Source organism: Chromobacterium indicum, from assembly GCF_039708975.1.
Taxonomy (GTDB): Bacteria; Pseudomonadota; Gammaproteobacteria; order Burkholderiales; family Chromobacteriaceae; genus Chromobacterium; species Chromobacterium piscinae.
Window position 1 is genome coordinate 77,789 of record NZ_JAYFSJ010000019.1, and the last position, 17,598, is coordinate 95,386.

Annotated in this window: 18 protein-coding genes and 7 tRNA genes; 19 read left to right on the top strand and 6 right to left on the bottom strand. The window is 64.6% G+C overall.

Annotated features, from left to right (window positions below; all coding sequences use genetic code 11):
• Window positions 1–4 precede the first annotated feature (4 nt).
• From pxpB to pcp, 6 genes are read left to right on the top strand one after another with little or no spacing between them, the layout of a single operon-like run.
• Window positions 5–667, top strand: coding sequence for a 5-oxoprolinase subunit PxpB (pxpB, locus tag VA599_RS21240; protein WP_021477669.1), 663 nt, complete (start codon window positions 5–7; stop codon window positions 665–667).
• The gene (locus tag VA599_RS21245; RefSeq protein ID WP_104947672.1) at window positions 667–1,593 is read left to right on the top strand and encodes a 5-oxoprolinase subunit C family protein; all 927 of its coding nucleotides are present in this window, start codon (window positions 667–669) and stop codon (window positions 1,591–1,593) included. The genes pxpB and VA599_RS21245 overlap by 1 nt, the downstream gene beginning before the upstream one ends.
• Window positions 1,583–2,320 (top strand): 5-oxoprolinase subunit PxpA, encoded by a 738-nt coding sequence (gene pxpA, locus VA599_RS21250; RefSeq protein ID WP_346790503.1) that lies wholly within the window; start codon window positions 1,583–1,585, stop codon window positions 2,318–2,320. The genes VA599_RS21245 and pxpA overlap by 11 nt, the downstream gene beginning before the upstream one ends.
• Before the next feature lie 31 nt (window positions 2,321–2,351).
• Window positions 2,352–3,053, top strand: coding sequence for a DUF969 domain-containing protein (locus tag VA599_RS21255; RefSeq protein WP_346790504.1), 702 nt, complete (start codon window positions 2,352–2,354; stop codon window positions 3,051–3,053).
• Window positions 3,053–4,006 carry a DUF979 domain-containing protein gene (locus tag VA599_RS21260; protein ID WP_346790506.1) on the top strand — a complete coding sequence of 318 codons (954 nt, stop codon included), beginning with the start codon at window positions 3,053–3,055 and terminating at the stop codon, window positions 4,004–4,006. The genes VA599_RS21255 and VA599_RS21260 overlap by 1 nt, the downstream gene beginning before the upstream one ends.
• 12 nt (window positions 4,007–4,018) lie before the next feature.
• Entirely contained in the window at window positions 4,019–4,651 is a 633-nt protein-coding gene (pcp, locus tag VA599_RS21265; protein ID WP_346790508.1) for a pyroglutamyl-peptidase I, read from the top strand.
• Between the two features lie 52 nt (window positions 4,652–4,703).
• On the opposite strand, the gene phhA is transcribed toward pcp, so the two are convergent.
• On the bottom strand, window positions 4,704–5,597 hold the full coding sequence (gene phhA / locus VA599_RS21270; protein ID WP_021477663.1) for a phenylalanine 4-monooxygenase: 894 nt from the start codon (window positions 5,595–5,597) through the stop codon (window positions 4,704–4,706).
• A gap of 129 nt (window positions 5,598–5,726) precedes the next feature.
• On the opposite strand from phhA, the gene VA599_RS21275 reads away from it, so the two are divergent.
• Both VA599_RS21275 and VA599_RS21280 read left to right on the top strand, forming a co-directional pair.
• A complete protein-coding gene (locus tag VA599_RS21275) occupies window positions 5,727–6,206 on the top strand; it encodes an Lrp/AsnC family transcriptional regulator (RefSeq protein ID WP_021477662.1) in 480 nt (159 codons plus the stop codon).
• A gap of 166 nt (window positions 6,207–6,372) precedes the next feature.
• The gene (locus VA599_RS21280) at window positions 6,373–6,936 is read left to right on the top strand and encodes a cysteine dioxygenase (protein WP_346790509.1); all 564 of its coding nucleotides are present in this window, start codon (window positions 6,373–6,375) and stop codon (window positions 6,934–6,936) included.
• 58 nt (window positions 6,937–6,994) lie between these two features.
• Here VA599_RS21280 and VA599_RS21285 read toward each other — a convergent pair whose 3' ends face one another.
• On the bottom strand, window positions 6,995–8,317 hold the full coding sequence (locus tag VA599_RS21285) for an OmpP1/FadL family transporter (protein WP_346790510.1): 1,323 nt from the start codon (window positions 8,315–8,317) through the stop codon (window positions 6,995–6,997).
• A gap of 245 nt (window positions 8,318–8,562) precedes the next feature.
• Between VA599_RS21285 and VA599_RS21290 the strand changes: the two genes are divergently transcribed.
• The 4 genes from VA599_RS21290 to VA599_RS21305 all read left to right on the top strand — a co-directional run bounded on the left by VA599_RS21290 (window position 8,563) and on the right by VA599_RS21305 (window position 13,416).
• Window positions 8,563–9,120, top strand: a complete 558-nt coding sequence (locus tag VA599_RS21290) for a peptidylprolyl isomerase (RefSeq protein WP_104947678.1) — start codon at window positions 8,563–8,565, stop codon at window positions 9,118–9,120.
• 34 nt (window positions 9,121–9,154) lie between these two features.
• Window positions 9,155–9,646 (top strand): peptidylprolyl isomerase, encoded by a 492-nt coding sequence (locus VA599_RS21295; RefSeq protein ID WP_021477658.1) that lies wholly within the window; start codon window positions 9,155–9,157, stop codon window positions 9,644–9,646.
• A gap of 68 nt (window positions 9,647–9,714) precedes the next feature.
• Entirely contained in the window at window positions 9,715–10,425 is a 711-nt protein-coding gene (locus VA599_RS21300; RefSeq protein WP_346790512.1) for a UDP-2,3-diacylglucosamine diphosphatase, read from the top strand.
• Window positions 10,426–11,064: 639 nt separating this feature from the next.
• Window positions 11,065–13,416, top strand: a complete 2,352-nt coding sequence (locus VA599_RS21305) for a TonB-dependent receptor (protein WP_346790513.1) — start codon at window positions 11,065–11,067, stop codon at window positions 13,414–13,416.
• A 175-nt stretch (window positions 13,417–13,591) separates the two neighbouring features.
• Here the strand turns inward: VA599_RS21305 and VA599_RS21310 are convergent, their stop codons facing one another.
• The 4 genes from VA599_RS21310 to VA599_RS21325 all read right to left on the bottom strand — a co-directional run bounded on the left by VA599_RS21310 (window position 13,592) and on the right by VA599_RS21325 (window position 16,738).
• Window positions 13,592–13,906 (bottom strand): hypothetical protein, encoded by a 315-nt coding sequence (locus VA599_RS21310; protein WP_346790515.1) that lies wholly within the window; start codon window positions 13,904–13,906, stop codon window positions 13,592–13,594.
• Window positions 13,888–14,217: a hypothetical protein gene (locus tag VA599_RS21315; RefSeq protein WP_346790517.1), complete on the bottom strand. Its 330-nt coding sequence runs from the start codon at window positions 14,215–14,217 to the stop codon at window positions 13,888–13,890. Before VA599_RS21315 ends, VA599_RS21310 begins: the two co-directional genes overlap by 19 nt.
• 246 nt (window positions 14,218–14,463) lie before the next feature.
• Entirely contained in the window at window positions 14,464–15,801 is a 1,338-nt protein-coding gene (gene tilS, locus VA599_RS21320; protein ID WP_104947683.1) for a tRNA lysidine(34) synthetase TilS, read from the bottom strand.
• Window positions 15,773–16,738, bottom strand: a complete 966-nt coding sequence (locus VA599_RS21325) for an acetyl-CoA carboxylase carboxyltransferase subunit alpha (protein ID WP_021477653.1) — start codon at window positions 16,736–16,738, stop codon at window positions 15,773–15,775. The genes tilS and VA599_RS21325 overlap by 29 nt, the downstream gene beginning before the upstream one ends.
• Before the next feature lie 211 nt (window positions 16,739–16,949).
• Between VA599_RS21325 and VA599_RS21330 the strand changes: the two genes are divergently transcribed.
• The 7 genes from VA599_RS21330 (at window position 16,950) to VA599_RS21360 (ending at window position 17,598) form a co-directional block, all read left to right on the top strand.
• Window positions 16,950–17,025 (top strand) — tRNA-Val (locus VA599_RS21330).
• Between the two features lie 12 nt (window positions 17,026–17,037).
• Window positions 17,038–17,114: transfer RNA gene (locus tag VA599_RS21335), tRNA-Asp, on the top strand.
• Window positions 17,115–17,140: 26 nt separating this feature from the next.
• Window positions 17,141–17,216, top strand: a tRNA-Val gene (locus VA599_RS21340).
• A 12-nt stretch (window positions 17,217–17,228) separates the two neighbouring features.
• Window positions 17,229–17,305 (top strand) — tRNA-Asp (locus VA599_RS21345).
• A gap of 26 nt (window positions 17,306–17,331) precedes the next feature.
• Window positions 17,332–17,407: transfer RNA gene (locus VA599_RS21350), tRNA-Val, on the top strand.
• A gap of 12 nt (window positions 17,408–17,419) precedes the next feature.
• A tRNA-Asp gene (locus VA599_RS21355) sits at window positions 17,420–17,496 on the top strand.
• Window positions 17,497–17,522: 26 nt separating this feature from the next.
• Window positions 17,523–17,598, top strand: a tRNA-Val gene (locus VA599_RS21360).

A 17,598-nucleotide genomic window follows, 5' to 3' on the forward strand; every position in this document is an offset into this window, starting at 1 on the left:
CGCGATGCAATCTGATTCCTCTTCCCCGCCGGCCATTCATTGGCTGGGCGCCCAGGCGCTGGTGCTGGAACTGCCGCCGCCGGCCACGCTGGATCGCCAGCGCCGAATCTGGCGGCTGGCCGAGCAGCTGCGAGCCGACTCCGACTTCCGCGAAGTCATCCCCGGCATGAACAACCTGACGCTGGAACTGCGCCCCGGCGCGAACGCCTCCACGCTGCCGGCCCGGCTGCGCCGTCTGTGGCAACGCGCGGATGGCGCGAAGGAAGCCGCCCGGGTAGTGGAAATCCCGGTGCGCTACGGCGGCCGCCACGGTCCGGATCTGGAAATAGTGGCGCGCCACTGCGGCCTGGAGCCGGACGAGGTCGTCGCCCGCCACTCCGCCGTCCGCTATACGGTTTTCTTCCTGGGCTTTCAACCCGGCTTCGCCTATCTGGGCGGCCTGGACCCCGCGCTGGCCGCGCCGCGCCGCGCCACGCCCAGGCAAAAAGTGCCGGCCGGCTCGGTGGCCATAGGCGGCAGCCAGACCGGCATCTACCCCACCGCTTCCCCCGGCGGCTGGCAAATCATAGGACGCAGCGACGCCGTGCTGTTCGACCCCGCGCGCCAGCCGCCCTGTCCGCTGCGGCCGGGCGACGCCGTGCGCTTCATTCCTCTGGAGGACGCCTGATGCTGGAAGTGATCAAGGCCGGACCGCAAACCACAGTGCAGGACCTGGGCCGCTTCGGCGCGCGCCATCTGGGGGTGTGCCGCGCCGGCGCCATGGACGCGCTGGCGCTGAGCGTCGCCAATCGCCTGGTGGGCAATCCCGCCGGCGCGGCCGCGCTGGAAATCACGCTGCCGCCGGCAAGCTTTCGCCTGCTGCGCGACGGCATGCTGGCGCTGGCCGGCGCCGACTGCCGGGCCACGCTGGACGGCGAGCCGGTATGGCCGGGCTGGCGCACTGCCTTCCGCGCCGGCCAGTCGCTGAGGCTGGAAGCGCCAAACAGCGGCATGCGCGCCTACCTGGCGATCGACGGCGGCTTGAATGTGCCGCTGCTGATGGAATCGGCCAGCACCGACCTGATGGCCGGCTTCGGCGGACTCTACGGCCGCGCGCTGCGCGACGGCGACCGACTGCCGCTGGGCAGGCCGCGGCCGCCGCGCGGCAAGCTTGGCGTCTGGCTGCCGAGGCCGGGCAACCGCATCCGCGTCTGTCCGGGGCCGGAATACGCCTTGCTGCCCAAACCCGCCCGCCAGCGGCTGTGGAGCCACCCCTGGCAGCTGACGCCGCGCAGCAACCGCATGGGCTACCGGCTAGTGGGGCCGGCGCTGAGCTTGAGCGAGCCGGTGGAGATGCCGTCCCACGGCGCGCTGCCGGGCTTGATCCAGTTGCCGCCGGACGGCCAGCCCATCGTGCTGATGGCCGACGCCCAGGCCACCGGCGGCTATCCCCGGCTGGGCATGGTAGTAGCCGCCGACCTGTGGCAGCTGGGCCAGGCGCGGCTGGGCAGCCAGCTGCACTTCATCGAAGCCGGCCGCGATGACGCCGAACAGGCCGACCGGGAGCTGCAACGTTATCTGCGGAGAATCGAAAGGGTATGCGATGAACATTGATCTCAACGCCGACGTCGGCGAAGGCTGCGGCGGCGACGCCGAACTGCTGGACCTGGTCAGCTCCGCCAACATCGCCTGCGGCTGGCACGCCGGCGACGCCGACACCATGCGCAAGACCGTCCTGCTCGCCCTGGAAAGGGGCGTCGCCATCGGCGCCCATCCCAGCTTTCCCGACCGGGAACACTTCGGCCGGCGCGAAATGCGGCTGCCAATGGAAACTGTGCGGGCCGGCCTGCTGTACCAACTGGGCGCGCTGGACGCCATCGTCCGCGCCGAAGGCGGCGAATTGCGGCACGTCAAACCCCACGGCGCGTTGTACAACCAGGCCGCGCGCGAGCCCGAACTGGCCAAGACGCTGGCCCGCGCGATCCGCGACTACAACCCGGCGCTGCGGGCCATCGGCCTGGCTGGCGGCTGCTTCATCGATGCCTGCCGCGCCGAAGGGCTGGAGGCATGGCAGGAAACCTTCGCCGACCGCGGCTACCGCGCCGACGGCAGCCTGGTGCCGCGCGGCTCGCCCGGCGACCTGCTGACGGAAGACGCAGCCATGCTGGCCCAGGCGGAAGACATGGTGTTGCGGCAAAGCGTCGCCGCGGCGGACGGCCAACGCATTGCCGTCCGCGCCGATACACTGTGCTTGCACGGCGACGGCGCGCACGCGCTGCGCTTCGCCCGCCTGCTTCGCCGGCGGCTGAAAACGTTGGGCGTGGACGTGCGAGCCGGCTGAGCCGGCATCATCCAGGCGATAAGGACAAAACATGGACCAAACCATCAATCTGTGGCCGCTGCTCGGCATCGCCGCCGTCATCATCGGCTTCCTGCTGCGCGGCAATCCGCTGCTGGTGGTCTGCTGCGCCGGCGTCGTCACCGGCGCGGCGGCGGGGCTGGACCCGCTGGCCATTCTGGCCAAGGTGGGAAACGGCTTCATGAAAACCCGGAGCTTGTCCGCCGCCCTGTTGCTGGCGTTGCTTGCGGTCGGCCTGGCGGAGCGGCATGGCTTGCGCGAACGGGCTTACCGCTGGATACAGGATATCGGCGACGCCACCGCTGGCGGCCTGCTGATCGTCTACCTGCTGGCGCGCCAACTGACAGCAGCCCTCGGCCTGTCCGCCCAGGGCGGGCATCCCCAGGTAGTGCGGCCCATCCTGGTGCCGATGGCGGAAGGCGCGTGGGAAAAGCTGCACGGCAAGCTGAGCGACGTTCAGCGCACGCGTCTGCGCGCGATGTGCGCGGCCACCGACAATATCGGCCTGTTCTTCGGCGAAAACCTGTTCGTCGCCTTCAGCGCGGTGATCCTGATGCACGCCTTCATGCGGGAAAACGGCCATGCGCTCGACCCGCTCTACCTGGCCTTGTGGGGCATTCCCACCGCCATGTTCGCCTTTCTGATCCACGCCGGCCGGCTCGCCTGGCATGAATACAGGCTCAGCCGCGCCCTCCAGGCCGAGGAGAAGGAATAATGCTGCAAGCGCAATACCTGTACTGGCTGGTGGGCGGCATCCTGCTGCTGGCGGCGGGCATGACGCTGCGCGATCCGCATCACCCGCGACGCCTGGGCAGCGCGGCCTTCTGGGGCTTGTTCGGCCTGCTGTTCATCGCCGGCGACTGGCTGCCTCCGGCGCTGGCCGGCGCGACAGTGCTGGCCATGGTGCTGCTCGCCGGACTGGGGCGGCTGGCCCCGGGCCGGCATGAGGCGCTGTCGCCGGAGCGCCTGCAGGACAGCCTGCGGCGGCTGGGCAACCGCATCTTCCTGCCCTCTCTGCTGCTGCCTCTGCTGACGATTTTGCTAAGCCTGCTCGCCCGCAGCCTTCCCGCATCCGACACGCCCCTGCTTGATCCCAAGAACGTCACCATCGTGGCGCTGGGCATCGCCTGCCTGGCTTCCACCGCGCTGGCCTGCCGGCTCACCCGGGAAGCGCCGCTGCAGGCGGTGCGGGAAACCCGCCGCCTGCTGGACAATGTGGGCTGGGCCTTCCTGCTGCCTCAGGTGCTGGCCCTGCTGGGCCTGATGTTCGCCGACGCCGGCGTCGGCAAAGCCATCGCCCACCTCTCGGCGCATTACCTGCCGCTGGATATCCGCTGGCTGGCAGTGCTGACCTATGTTCTGGGAATGGCCTTGTTCACGGTGATCATGGGCAACGCTTTCGCCGCCTTCCCGGTGATGACCGCCGGCATCGGCCTGCCCTTCCTGGTGGGCACCCATCACGGCGACCCGGCTGTGATGGCGGCCATCGGCATGTTCTCCGGCTATTGCGGCACGCTGATGACGCCGATGGCCGCCAATTTCAACATCGTGCCGGCGGCATTGCTGGAGCTGCCGGACCGCAACGCGGTGATCAAGGCCCAATTTCCCACCGCGCTGGCCTTGCTGGCAGTGAATGCCGTATTGTTGGACTGGCTGATGTTCCGCTGAGGAAATGACCGTATGAAAACCGTCTTGCTGACCGGCTTCGAGCCTTTCGGCGGCGAAACCATCAATCCGTCCTGGGAGGCCGCGCGTCGCCTGGATGGCGAGACCATCGCCGGCGCGCGCGTGCACGCGCGGCTGCTGCCCTGCGCGTTCGGCTCGGCCCTGGACTCGCTCTACCGCGAGCTTGACGCGCTGCAACCCGACATCGCCATCGCCGTGGGCCAGGCGGGCGGACGACCCGACATCGCGGTGGAGCGAGTGGCGATCAATATCGACGACGCCCGCTTTCCCGACAACGCCGGCCGGCAGCCGATAGACCAGCCGATTGTCGAGGACGGCCCCGCCGCCTACTTTTCCACACTGCCGATCAAGGCCATCGTCGCCGCACTACGGGAGCGGGGCCTGCCCGCCACCGTGTCGCAAAGCGCGGGCACCTTCGTCTGCAACCACGTGATGTACGGCCTGCTGCACCGCGGCGGCTTGCGCGGCGGCTTCATCCATCTGCCCTTCCTGCCGGAACAGGCGATCCGGCACCCCGGCGCGTTCAGCCTGACGCTGGACGACTGCGTGGCGGCGCTGCGGCTGGCGGTGGCGCTGTCCGTGACGCGCGAACGCGACCTCGCGCTCAGCGGCGGCAGCCTCCACTAGATGTGAAAAGACCCGGCATCGCCGGGTCTCGCAGTGCTCGCCTGCCAATACTTCAGACGTCGTCGGTCTCCGCCCAGCCCTGGCGGTCGCCGCGGGTGACCACCGCGTCGTCCGGCGCGATGTCGCCTGCTCCCCACGGCTGCGCGTCGGCCAGTTGCCGGTATAGCGGCGTGAAATCCGGCGCGGTGGCGTCGAACAGCTGCTTGAAGCTGTCGATGACGAAGTAGGTTTTCTGGAAGGTGTCGATCCGGTAGCGCGTATTCATGATGCGCATCAGGTCGAAACCGACGCGATTGGGACTCGCGCTCTCCAGGCAGTAGATCGATTCCGACTTGCTGGACAGGATGCCCGCGCCGTAGATGCGCATGCCGGCCGGAGTCTGGATCAGGCCGAACTCCACCGTGTACCAGTACAGCCGCGCCAGCATCGGCAGCGCGCCCAGCGCCTTGGCCTTCACCCCGCCCTTGCCGTAGGCCTCCAGGTAGTCGGCGAACACCGGATTGATCAGCAAGGGCACGTGGCCGAACAGGTCGTGGAACACGTCCGGCTCCTGCAGGTAGTCGAGCTGGTGCGGCTCGCGCAGCCACCAGGTGACCGGGAAGCGGCGGTTGGCCAGGTGCTCGAAGAACACGTCGTCCGGAATCAGGCCCGGCACCGCGACGATCTTCCAGCCGGTGGCGGCCATCAGCTTCTCATTGAGCTTGTTGAAGTCCGGCACCCGGTCCGCGTCCACTTCCAGGCGCTCCAGGCCTTCCAGAAACTCGTCGCAGGCGCGGCCGGGCAACAGTTTGCATTGGCGCTGGTACAACGTGGCCCAGGTGGCGTGATCTTCCGCACTGTAGCGATCCAGCGGCTGCGGCAGGGTGAAGTCGTTGGCGTCGTGGCTCAATCCGACATTTTTTCGGGTGGTGATGTCGGGCACCACAAAGTCGGCGCGGTCGTTCATTGCTGGGCTCCGTAGAATTTGGCGATTTACTCTAGTTTAGCCCGGCCGCCATGCGGGAAGACCGCATTGTTTGCTGTTTTGCCGTAAATTTTGCATACTTGCCGCATCAAACGTCATAAGTTGCATGAAATGCGCAAAATTGAATTAGACCGCTTCGACCTGCAGATCCTGCACCTGTTGCAGCAGGATGCCCGCGCCACCCATCAGAAGCTGGCTCAGGACATTCCGCTGTCCGCCTCCCAGATCGGCCGCCGCATCCAGCGCATGGAACAGAACGGGGTGATCCAAGGCTATCAGGTCGCGCTCAATCCCGAGCATGTCGGCTTGTCGGTGATGGCCTTCGCCAACGTCAGCCTAGAGCGGCACAACGAGGCCGCGCTGCTGGATTTCGCCCAGTCCATCGACAATCTGCCTGAGGTGCTGGAATGCTACGCGGCGGCCGGCGAGGCCGACTATCTGCTGCGCATCGTGGTGCCGGACCTGCCGTCGCTGTCGGCCTTCGTGATGAACAAGCTGATGCAGCTGTCGCTGGTGCGCAGCGTGAAATCCACCATCGTGCTCAACGCGATCAAGCAGACCATGAAGCTGCCCTTGTCCTCCCTGCCCTGAAACTCTCTGACATTTCTGTCCGTCTATTCTCCATGCCGCCGCAGCTATACCGGTATATGGCGGCAATCTGTTTTCCAGATGGTTTATGCTGAAAACAATATAAGAAAACGGCTCGATATTACCGACAATAACCGCCGCGCCACGCTCAGAGATCAAGGAGAAATCGATGGAAGCGTTCCCCGACTGTCCGCCGTTCGATGCCTGCAGCCCCAACCTGGCCGCGTCGCTGCGGCAGCTGTCGCTCTATTCCGGCAGCCTGAACCAGGAACAGATTCTTCAATTCCACCGCGCGCTGCGCCCCACCCCGGATGATCTCGCGCCGTTCCGCCGCTTCGACGACGCGCGCTACTGCCGCAACCGCATCTACCGCGACGAGCATTGCGAGCTGCTGCTGCTGTGCTGGCGCGACGGCCAGCGCAGCCAGATCCACAACCACAAGGGCAGCTTGTGCGGCGTGCGGGTGATAGAAGGCGTCGCCACCGAAACCGTGTTCGAAACCACGCTCTCCGGCCAGTTGGCCGCGCGCGAGACCCGGGAACTGGCGGCCGGCAGCCTGGTGATCAACGGCCATCTGGACATCCACCAGGTGGCCAATCTGCAAGCCGATGGCGGAGATCTGGTCACCCTGCATCTCTATTCGCCGCCGCTGTCCCGGATGGAGCTGTTCGGCATGGAGCCACAGCAGCGCCGAGTGCAAGTGCTGGACGACTGCCTGGAATTCCAGATCTGATCCAGCCACAAAAAAAGGCGCGGCCTAAGCCGCGCCTTTTCCCATATCCAGACGGATATCAGAAGCGGTACTGCATCTGCACGCCGAGCAGGTGGCCGGTGATGGACGAATACTCGCCCTGCAGACGGCTCGACGTTCCAAACGGGCTATGGGTCGTGTTGTCGATTTTCTTGTCGCCCAGCGCGCGCAGATAGGCGTAGCCGACATCGACGCGGGCCTGCTTGTTGATCTTGTAGCTGGCACCCAGGCTCAGCCACAGGCGGTTGGCGTCCGGGATCAGCGCGTTGCGGTCCTGCGCGCTCGGCACCGGCGTGGTTTCATAGCCCAGGCCGCTGCGCAGCGTCAGCGCGTCGCTATAGAAGTAATCGCCGCCGACCGAGAACATCCAGCTGTTCTTCCAGTTATTGGGAATGCGGGTGGTGGTATCGATGGGACCAACCGCCGGGCTACCCTTTACCACCAGCTGGTCGAAACGGCTCCAGCGGGTCCAGCGCGCGGTGGCGCCGACGGCGAACTTGCTGTTCAGCTTGCTGTAGCCGCTCAGCAGCAGCGATTCGGGAGCGGTCACTTCGGCGGAACCGGCGAAGGTGCCGTTCAGCTTCAGGCCCAGCGGTGCCAGCGGGCCGGCTGTCGGAAAACCGGAGTTGGTGTAATCGCCTTCCGCCTTGTGGTGGATCTTGGAGCGGTAGGACAGGCCGACGCGGCTATCCTGGTTGAACGAGTACATCACGCCCAGGTTGTAGCCGAAGCCCCAGCTGTCGGCCTTCAGCTCGCCGGTGGCGCCCGGCAGGTAGGCGCCCTTCTTCAGATCGGCCTGCGCGTATTGCGCCGACACGCCGGCGCCGAAGCTCCAGCGATCGTCCAACTTGTAGGCCAGCGACGGGTTGATGTCCACGGTCTTGATGGAGCTGGAGATGCCGTTGTCGCGGCCGCCCCAGTTGTCGCTGTAGCGCGCGCCCAGGCCGAACGGCGTGGTGATGCCGATGCCGGCGTACAACTTGTCGCTGATCTGATGGGTCAGGTAGGCGTTGGGAATCAGTTCGCCCGGCGCTCGGCCGTTGTCGTTGGCGGAATAAGTGCCATTCAGACGCGGATCGGGCGAGTCCTTGATTGTATTGCTGCCATTGAACGGCGCGTCGATCTCGGCGTAGGTGAAACCGCCTTGCACGCGGGTGCCCGACAGCAGGGTCATGCCGGCCGGGTTGTAGAACACGGCTGACAGGTCGTCGCCGGCCAGGCCGGCGCCGGCGTAGGCGCGGCCCATGCCGAGCGCGCTTTGCTCGGTCAATTGGAAACCGGCGGCCTGCGCGGCGGGCGCGGCGGCGAACAAGGCGGCGATGGAAACGGACAACAGACTCAGGGAGCGGGGTGCGGCTTGCATTGTATTTTGAATTCCTGAAATGAATCGCGCCGGACGGGCCGGCGCATCATGCAAACAGAATAAAAAGATAGTGCTTGCATCTTTTAGGGGGTGGAGTCTAAGCTCGAAATCCACTCGCCGCAAGAGAAAAACATATCTTTGTTAAGCATTGCGAACCCGCCGCCGCGCTACGGCGTCTGCCTCCGCCGCGGGCGGCTATGCTAGAATCAGCGCCCTGTCCCACAAGCCCGCAAAGCCATTCAACGATGAAGAAACTGATCAGCTGCCTGGCCCTCGCTGCCCTGCCCGCACTCGCCTTCGCCGCCCCGGTGGCGGAGATGGTCACCAACAAGGGCAATATCGAAATCGCGCTGGATTCGGCCAAGGCCCCCAAGTCCGTCGCCAATTTCGTCGCCTACGCCAAGGCCGGCCACTACAACGGCACCGTGTTCCACCGCGTGATCGACGGCTTCATGATCCAGGGCGGCGGTTTCGACGCCAAGCTCAACCAGAAGCCGACCCGCGCGCCGATCGCTAACGAGGCCAATAACGGCCTGAAGAACGACGTCGGCACCATCGCGATGGCCCGCACCTCGGATCCAAACTCCGCCACCGCGCAGTTCTTCATCAACGTCGCCGGCAACGACTTCCTCAATTACAGTTCGCCGACGCCGCAGGGCGCGGGCTACGCCGTGTTCGGCAAAGTCACCAAGGGCATGGATGTGGTCAACCGCATCGCCAAGCTTCGCACCGGCAGCATGAACGGCATGCAGGACGTGCCGTTCGAGCCGGTCATCATCCAAAAAGTCACCATCAAACCGTAAGGCCGTCCGCGGCTGCAGCGCAAAGGAAAACGCAATGATCAAACTGACGACCAACTTCGGTGAAATCACCCTGGAACTGGACCACGAGAAGGCGCCGAAAACCGCCGCCAACTTCGAAGAGTACGTGAAGAGCGGCCACTACGACGGCACCATCTTCCACCGCGTGATCAACGGCTTCATGATCCAGGGCGGCGGTTTCGACGCCGACATGAACCAGAAGCCCACCCGGGACCCGATCCAGAACGAGGCCAACAACGGCCTGTCCAACAAGACCTACACCGTCGCCATGGCCCGCACCATGGACCCGCACTCGGCGTCGGCCCAGTTCTTCATCAACGTCTCCGACAACGATTTCCTGGACTTCAAGTCCGAAAGCTCCCAGGGCTGGGGCTACGCGGTATTCGGCCAGGTAGTAGCCGGCCAGGACGTGGTGGATCGCATCAAGACCGTCCGCACCGGCCGCAGCGGCATGCATCAGGATGTGCCGGTTGAGCCCATCGTGCTCCAAAAGGCGGAAGTCATCTAAGCGTCCGCTCGCAAAATCCAGCCGGGGCCCAGCCCCGGCTTTGTCTTTCCCCGGATACCCCAGCTGCCATGGCCATTCATTTCATTTCCGACCTGCACCTCGCCGACGACACCCCGGCGCTCAACCAGCTGTTCCTGGACACGCTCGCCGCCTGGCGCGGCCGGATCGCGGCGCTGTACATCCTGGGAGACCTGTTCGAATACTGGGTGGGAGACGACGACGACTCCCCCTACCTGGAAGCGCCGCTGGCCGCGATGCGCGCCTTCGCCGCCGACACGCCGCTGTACGTGATGCGCGGCAACCGCGACTTCCTGCTGGGCGCCGGCTTCGAAGCCCGCAGCGGCGCCAGGCTGCTGGACGACCCGACGCTGATCGAGGCGTACGGCCGGCGCATCCTGCTCAGCCACGGCGACGCGCTGTGCACCGACGACGCAGCCTACCAGCAGTTCCGCGCGATGAGCCGCAACCCGCAGTGGCAGCAGGCGATGCTGGCCAAGCCGCTGGCCGAGCGCCACGCCATCGCCCGCCATGCCCGCGCGCAAAGCGAGATGAACAAGCAGCAAACCGGCCTGACCGCCATCTCCGATGTCACCGAGACCGCGGTGCGCGAACTGCTGGCCGCCCATGACTGGCCGACGCTGATCCATGGCCACACCCATCGGCCCGCCCATCACCTTCACGACGCGTCCAGCCGCTGGGTGATCCAGGACTGGCATGGCGACCGCGGCGGCTACCTGCTGCTGGATGAGCAGGACATCGCTCAACTGCCGCTCTCTTAAGAACCGCAGATAAAACCCCTCAGCCTGCGTTGCGCCTCTCTGCCGCACGCGGGCACTGCCTGCGGCGGCGCGCTCTGGCTCTGCGTCTCGGCGAGGGCTTGCCAACAGCGTCAAGTTCTCGTCCCGCAGCAGCTCGCGCCGCGTCTCAGCGCTTCGGTGAAATACGGCGCGTCGAGCGGGCATGATAAAAAAATAATGCCATATAAATTCCCCCTCCATCTCCCCGCCGGCTTTGCGACTCATTAAAACTCGCCCGACTTCCTGCCTTTCCTACCCCGATTCAGCCTGATTTCCTCGCCTTAAGCTTCACTCAAAGACATATTTCTTTATTCTTTTTGCAATATTTGTTTATTGAAATCGAAATGACAATAGACTAAATTTGCCGCTTAAAAATAATTCCAAGCCGAACTAATCCAGACTGGTCATTTTCCAGACATGAGCGCGCCTAGACGCCACGCGTTTGCAGCCGTGCTCATGGATGCGAAATTCTCCAGCCAGGACAAGGCCCCGCCCTCCGCCTCGCCCAAGTCATCCACTTGGTTTGCCATGCAATTGACCATGCCTGACGGCAGGCCCGCTGCTGCGCATGAAAAATGCATCAGAACTAAAAATTGGTTTTTCTACATCTCAGGAAATGAAATGGATAAGAAGGCATACTTGCGCCCCTTGACCCTGGCCGTGCTCGCGGCCCTGGCCAGCCAGGCGGCGCTCGCGGAGGAAACCCAGCTGCAAACTGTCACCATCACCGGCGCCGGCGACAAGCTGGGCGTGGGCTTGCTGCAGCAACAGGAAGGCGCGCGCGCGCGCAGCGACGTCAGCAAGGCCGCGCTGGAAAAACAAAGCCCGACCTCCAACATCTACCAGGGCATCAACATGCTGCCCGGCGTCAACGCGTCCAGCCAGGACAACACCGGCATGTTCGGCGGCGCGCTGACCATCCGCGGCTTCAACTCCGACCAGATCGGCGTCACCATCAACGGCGTGCCGGTCAATGACTCCGGCAGCTACAACGTCTATCCGCAGGAATTCGTCGACCTGGAAAACCTGTGCCAGGGCTCGGTCACCCAGGGCTCCAGCGACACCGACGCGCCGCACATGGGCGCCAGCGGCGGCAATATGAGCTTCGTCACCTGCGATCCGGAAAAAGAGCGCCGCGTGCGCTTCGCCCAGAGCCTGGGCAGCAACAGCCTGCAGCGCACTTACATCCGCGGCGACACCGGCCTGTTCGCCGACGGCAAGGCCCGCGCCTTCGCCAGTTATTCGCACAGCGAAACCGACAAGTGGAAAGGCGCCGGCGGCATGAAGCGCGATCACGTCGACACCGGCATCCGCTACGACTTCAGCGGCGGCTACATCAACGCGTCCCTGCTGTACAACCGCCAGATCGGCAACGCTTTCGGCACCCCGACGCTGCAGCAGCTGCAACAGACCGGCTATGGCTACGACTACTCCACCAGCTTCGCCCCGGGGCATCTGACGCCGAAGAACGGCACCGCGCAGAAGGAGACCGGGCCGACCCCCGCCTATTATCAGCTGCAGCAAAACCCGTTCGAGAACGTGATCGCCAAGGTGGACGCCGTGCTGAAGCTGGGCCCCGACACCCGCGTCAAGATCCAGCCTTACTTCTGGTACGGCTACGGCGGCGCCACCAGCCAGCAAACCCAGTCCGAAAGCGCCTTCCTGAACAAGTCCACCCATACCGACACCGCGGCCAAGGACTTGAACGGCGACGGCGACACCCTGGACACCATCGTGGTCAACGGCAGCAGCATCACCCGCACCCGCCGCCCCGGCATCACCGTCACCATGGAGCAGAGCCTGGGCAACCACCTGCTGCAGGCCGGCGTATGGTACGAGCGCGCCCAGCACGTCCAGACCGGGCCGGAAAGCCTGACCAACGCCGACGGCAGCCCGCAGGACCCGTGGATGCAGTCCAACCTGGTCACCCGCCCCGATGGCAGCCAATACCAGTACCGCGACTGGGAAACCGTCAGCACCGCCACCCAGCTGTTCGCCATCGGCACCTTCAACTTCCTGGACGACCGCCTCGGCATCAACGCCGGCCTGCGCACGCCGCAGATCAAGCGCGAGTTCACCAACCACGCCAACGACGGCTGCGGTGCCTCCAGCAAGACCTGCGCGGCGGCCTACGACTACACCATCAACAAAACCTACCGCGAGACCCTGCCCAGCTTCGGCATGCGCTACTACCTGACGCCCAAGCAGCAGGTGTTCTTCAACATCACCAAGAACTACCGCGCGGTGCCCAACTACGCCTACAGCAGCAGCAACGGCAATGTGCAGGTGATCAACGGCCAGGTGGCGATGACCAACGACGTGGTGCCGGAAACCTCGGTCAACACCGACCTGGGCTACCGCTGGCAGGGCGACATCCTGACGCTGAGCGGCTCGCTGTTCAACGTGGACTTCAGCAACCGCCAGGCCAATTCATATGACCCGGTGACGCTGAAATCGGTGAACATCAACGCCGGCGGCGTGCATACCTGGGGCGGCGAAATCGAGCTGGGCACCGTGCCGGTCAAGGGCTGGAGCGCTTACGCCTCCTTCACCAGCAACCACAGCGAAATCCAGAACAACCTGAACTGGAAGGACGCGTCCGGCAACAACACCCTGCTGCAAACCCAGGGCAACGACTTCCCGATGACCCCGCGCTGGATGGCCGCGCTGTCGCTGCAGTATTCGCCGGGCGCCTGGTATGTCCGCACCGACGTCAAGCACACCGGCAAGCAGTTCGCCACTCTGGTCAACGACGAGGTGGTGCCGGAATACACGACGGTGGATCTGGACGCCGGCTACCGCTTCGGCAATATGGGCATGCTGAAGAATCCGACGCTGAAGCTGAACCTCAGCAATATGTTCAGCACCAGCTATCGCATCCCGAGCTCGTACAAGGTCAATGCGGCGGACACCGTGCGCTACAACCTGGGCGCGCCGCGCAGCGTGGCGGTGACGATGCAGGTCGATCTGTAATCCTCGACCTCGTCCAAGCAAAACAGGCCGGGACAACCCGGCCTGTTTTGCTTTTTCGATCTAATAGCCGCTAACAAAGCCTCGCAGAGGACCTGAGCCAAGGCACGCCGACGCAGGCAGTACCAGTCGTACGACAAGGAGGCGTAACGCAGGATCAGGGGTTTTGTTAGCGGCTCTAAGCCGCCATCCGCGGCATCGCCTCGCCATTGACGCTCACGCTGACAGCGCTGCCCCCCAGCGAGATTTCCACCTTGGACGGAGCAGGCATTCTAGACGCGTAATGACGGTACACAGCCATGCGCTCGGCGTCGTTGCGCGCCCGGTACCAGTCTCGGATATAGTCGCCAGACTCATCCATTGCCGGCACGCTGGCAGCCACGGCGTGCAAATTGCAAATGGCGCTGTTCAGCTCCTGATTCTGATTGCACAGCTGTTCGATGCGCGCCAGATCCGGCCGCAAGCCGGACAGTTTTACTTTTCCGTTCTCCACGCTGGGATCTGAACCGGGGGATTCATAGGCAAGCCCGCCTGACTCAATGCTCTCGCCAGCAACTGGCGGACATACTCGCCATGCAAGGCGACGCCCTCCCGCGACGGCAGCAACCATTTGACATCCTCGTCGTTCAGCGGGCCATCGTGAACTGGCGGCGGCCGCACGGTCGGCGCGCTGCCGGCCAGTTGCCGGCGGGCCTGCTCCAGCGATTTGGCGAATTCATTGTCATGATTCTTGCCGGCAAGATTTGCCGATTTTGCGCTTGATGGACTCACGCCGCTCTGCGCATAGACCCGATCCAGTTGCATGGCAGTCTCCTAACGATTAAGCGCCGCCGACAACGCGCCTGGGCTCAGAGGATTTGCTGGCAACGCCCCCCGACAAGCAGCAAGAAATATCCCATCGGGATTGCCGTCTCGGCAAAAACACCAAGGCAGAGGCCGCGGCGGACATGAACACGCCGCCGCAGAATCGAGCTTCGGCTCGCCGGCCATCCCGCGAAAGTGGTGGAAACAGGAAGAATGGGAGCAAGCGCCCTTTGCGCGGGCGATCGGTCAGAGACTGGCCGGACGCCATGCCGGCCACCAGCCGGCCTCCATCGCCAAACGGTGGGATACGGCGATGCCCGGCACCGCCAGCAGTTCGCCATCCGCGCCGTACAGCAACGGCCAGCGGCGGCGCAGCAACGGCGGCACCCCGGCCTCGCGAAACAGGTCCTTCACCTCGCGGCGTCCCACCCGGGCGGACAGTTTCTCGCCGCCCCGCCTCGGCGCCAGACTAGCGCCGCTCGCCAGCAACGCCTCCGGCAAACCGCGATCGCGCCACTCCCAAGCCAGCTCGCCGCCCCACTCCGGCAGCGGCTGAGCGTCGCCGCCGCGCCACAACAACGCCGTGAAGGCTGGCGGTTCATCCAGTGCTTTAGGCCAGGCCTGCACAGTATCGGCAAAACGCAACAAACAGCCCTGCGGCAACGTCAGAACCGGGCTGGCGCCCTGGTCCGCATGCTCAGCTTGCCGCAAGAACTCCAGCAAGGCGCCCGGCTCCGGCGCCGGCCAGCCCAGCGCCTCCAGCCAGGCCAGCAACACCTGACGCCGGCGCGGCGCGGACAGCGCCAGCAGCCGCGCGCAATCCAGCCCGCTCTCGGTCCGGCAGGCGCCCAGATCCTGGCGCGCCACCTCGTCCAGGATGGCCGCGGCATCCGCCTGCAGCATTGCCGCGCGCGCCAGATGGCTGCGGTAATGGGGAAGCGCTCGCTCCAGCAGCGGCAGGATGTCGTGCCGCAGCAGATTGCGGCGATAGCGGGTGTCCAGATTGCTTTCGTCGTCGACCCAGGACAGCCCCCGCTCCCGGACATAAGCCTCCAGCCGCGCGCGGGGAATCTCCAGCAGCGGCCGCCACAGCCGCTTGCCCGGAGCCAGTTCGCGCAGCGCCGGCATCGCCGCCAGCGCGCGCGCGCCGCCGCCGCGCAACAGCTGCAGCAATACGGTTTCGGCTTGGTCATCCTGATGATGGGCCAGCGCGATCACGCCGGCCGAGGAGCCGCGGTAGACGGCGTAGCGCGCCTCGCGCGCCGCCGCCTCGACGCTTTCGCCGCCGCCGGCGCGCACCTGCACCCGCTCAATGCGCAAAGGCACGCCCAGGGAGTCGCACAAGGCTCGGCAATGCTCAGCCCACGCGTCCGCGTTGGGGCTCAAGCCATGATGGACATGCACGGCGGACAGCGCGAGCGCCGGCCGCCGCTCGCGCGCCTCGCACAGCAGCGACAACAGCGCCACCGAGTCCAGCCCGCCGGAAAGCCCGACCTCAAAAGCGAAAAGGCCGGACAATTCGTCCGGCCAGTGCTTGATCAGGCTGTCCGCCAGCTCAGGCTGCGTCTTCCTTGAAGCGGCCATAGCTCATCAGGCGATCGAAGCGCTCTTTCAGCAGCGCGTCCATCGGTTTGGATTGCACGTCTTTCATCTCGTCCTGCAATACGCGCTTCAAGGTGGCCATCATCTGCGCATGGTCGCGATGGGCGCCGCCCACCGGCTCGGTGACCACGCGGTCGATCAGCCCCAGCGTTTTCAGACGCGGCGCGGTGATGCCCAGCGCCTCAGCCGCTTCAGACGCGCGCTCGGCGGTCTTCCACAGGATAGAGGCGCAGCCTTCCGGCGAAATCACCGAATAAGTGGCGTACTGCAGCATATTGACGCTGTCGCCGACAGCGATGGCCAATGCGCCGCCGGAGCCGCCCTCGCCGATCACGGTGACGACGATGGGCACGCGCAGGCGAGTCATCTCGTACAGATTGCGGCCGATCGCCTCGGACTGGCCGCGCTCCTCTGCGCCGATGCCCGGCCAGGCGCCGGTGGTATCGACAAAGGTGAACACCGGAATGCCAAACTTCTCAGCCAGCTTCATCAGGCGCAGCGCCTTGCGATAGCCTTCCGGATGCGGCATGCCGAAGTTGCGGCGAATCTTTTCCTTGGTGTCGCGGCCCTTCTGTTGGCCGATCACCATCACCGACTGGCCGTTGAAACGAGCCAGACCGCCCACGATGGCGGCATCGTCGGCAAACGCGCGGTCGCCGTGCAGCTCTTCGAAATCGGTGAAGATGGCCTGGATGTAATCCAAGGTATAAGGGCGCTGCGGATGGCGAGCCACCATCGCGATCTGCGAAGGCGTCAGCTTTGCGTATAGAGTCTTGGTCAGTTCCAGGCTCTTCTTCTGCAGGCGGGCGATCTCTTCGGAGATATCCAGCACGGAGTCGTCCTGCACGAAACGCAGCTCTTCAATTTTGTTCTCGAGCTCGGCAATCGGTTGCTCAAAATCGAGAAAGGTCGGCTTCATTCTTACAATCATCCGTCAAACCTAATCGCGGCATGATACATGAGGCGCGAAGCAGCCGTCACCCGCAGACCCGGCAAAAAGCCGAAAAATTGGAGCAAATATTCAAAATCGGCGCTTTCCGCAAAAAAACTTACCTCCAGCACTTGCGCGAGCTTAAACCCTGTGCTTTAATTCGCCTCCTCGCTGAAACGCAAGCAGCGAAACGAATTCAGGGCGTTTAGCTCAGTTGGTAGAGCGTCTGCCTTACAAGCAGAATGTCGGCGGTTCGACTCCGTCAACGCCCACCAAAGTTTTCGGTTGGAGTGGTAGTTCAGTTGGTTAGAATACCGGCCTGTCACGCCGGGGGTCGCGGGTTCGAGTCCCGTCCACTCCGCCAACAGTTTCAAGCAGTACCCGAATATCGGGCGTTTAGCTCAGTTGGTAGAGCGTCTGCCTTACAAGCAGAATGTCGGCGGTTCGACTCCGTCAACGCCCACCAAAGTTTTCGGCTGGAGTGGTAGTTCAGTTGGTTAGAATACCGGCCTGTCACGCCGGGGGTCGCGGGTTCGAGTCCCGTCCACTCCGCCAACAGTTTCAAGCAGTACCCGGATATCGGGCGTTTAGCTCAGTTGGTAGAGCGTCTGCCTTACAAGCAGAATGTCGGCGGTTCGACTCCGTCAACGCCCACCAAAGCTTTCGGTTGGAGTGGTAGTTCAGTTGGTTAGAATACCGGCCTGTCACGCCGGGGGTCGCGGGTTCGAGTCCCGTCCACTCCGCCAACAGTTTGAAGCAGTACCCGGATATCGGGCGTTTAGCTCAGTTGGTAGAGCGTCTGCCTTACAAGCAGAATGTCGGCGGTTCGACTCCGTCAACGCCCACCA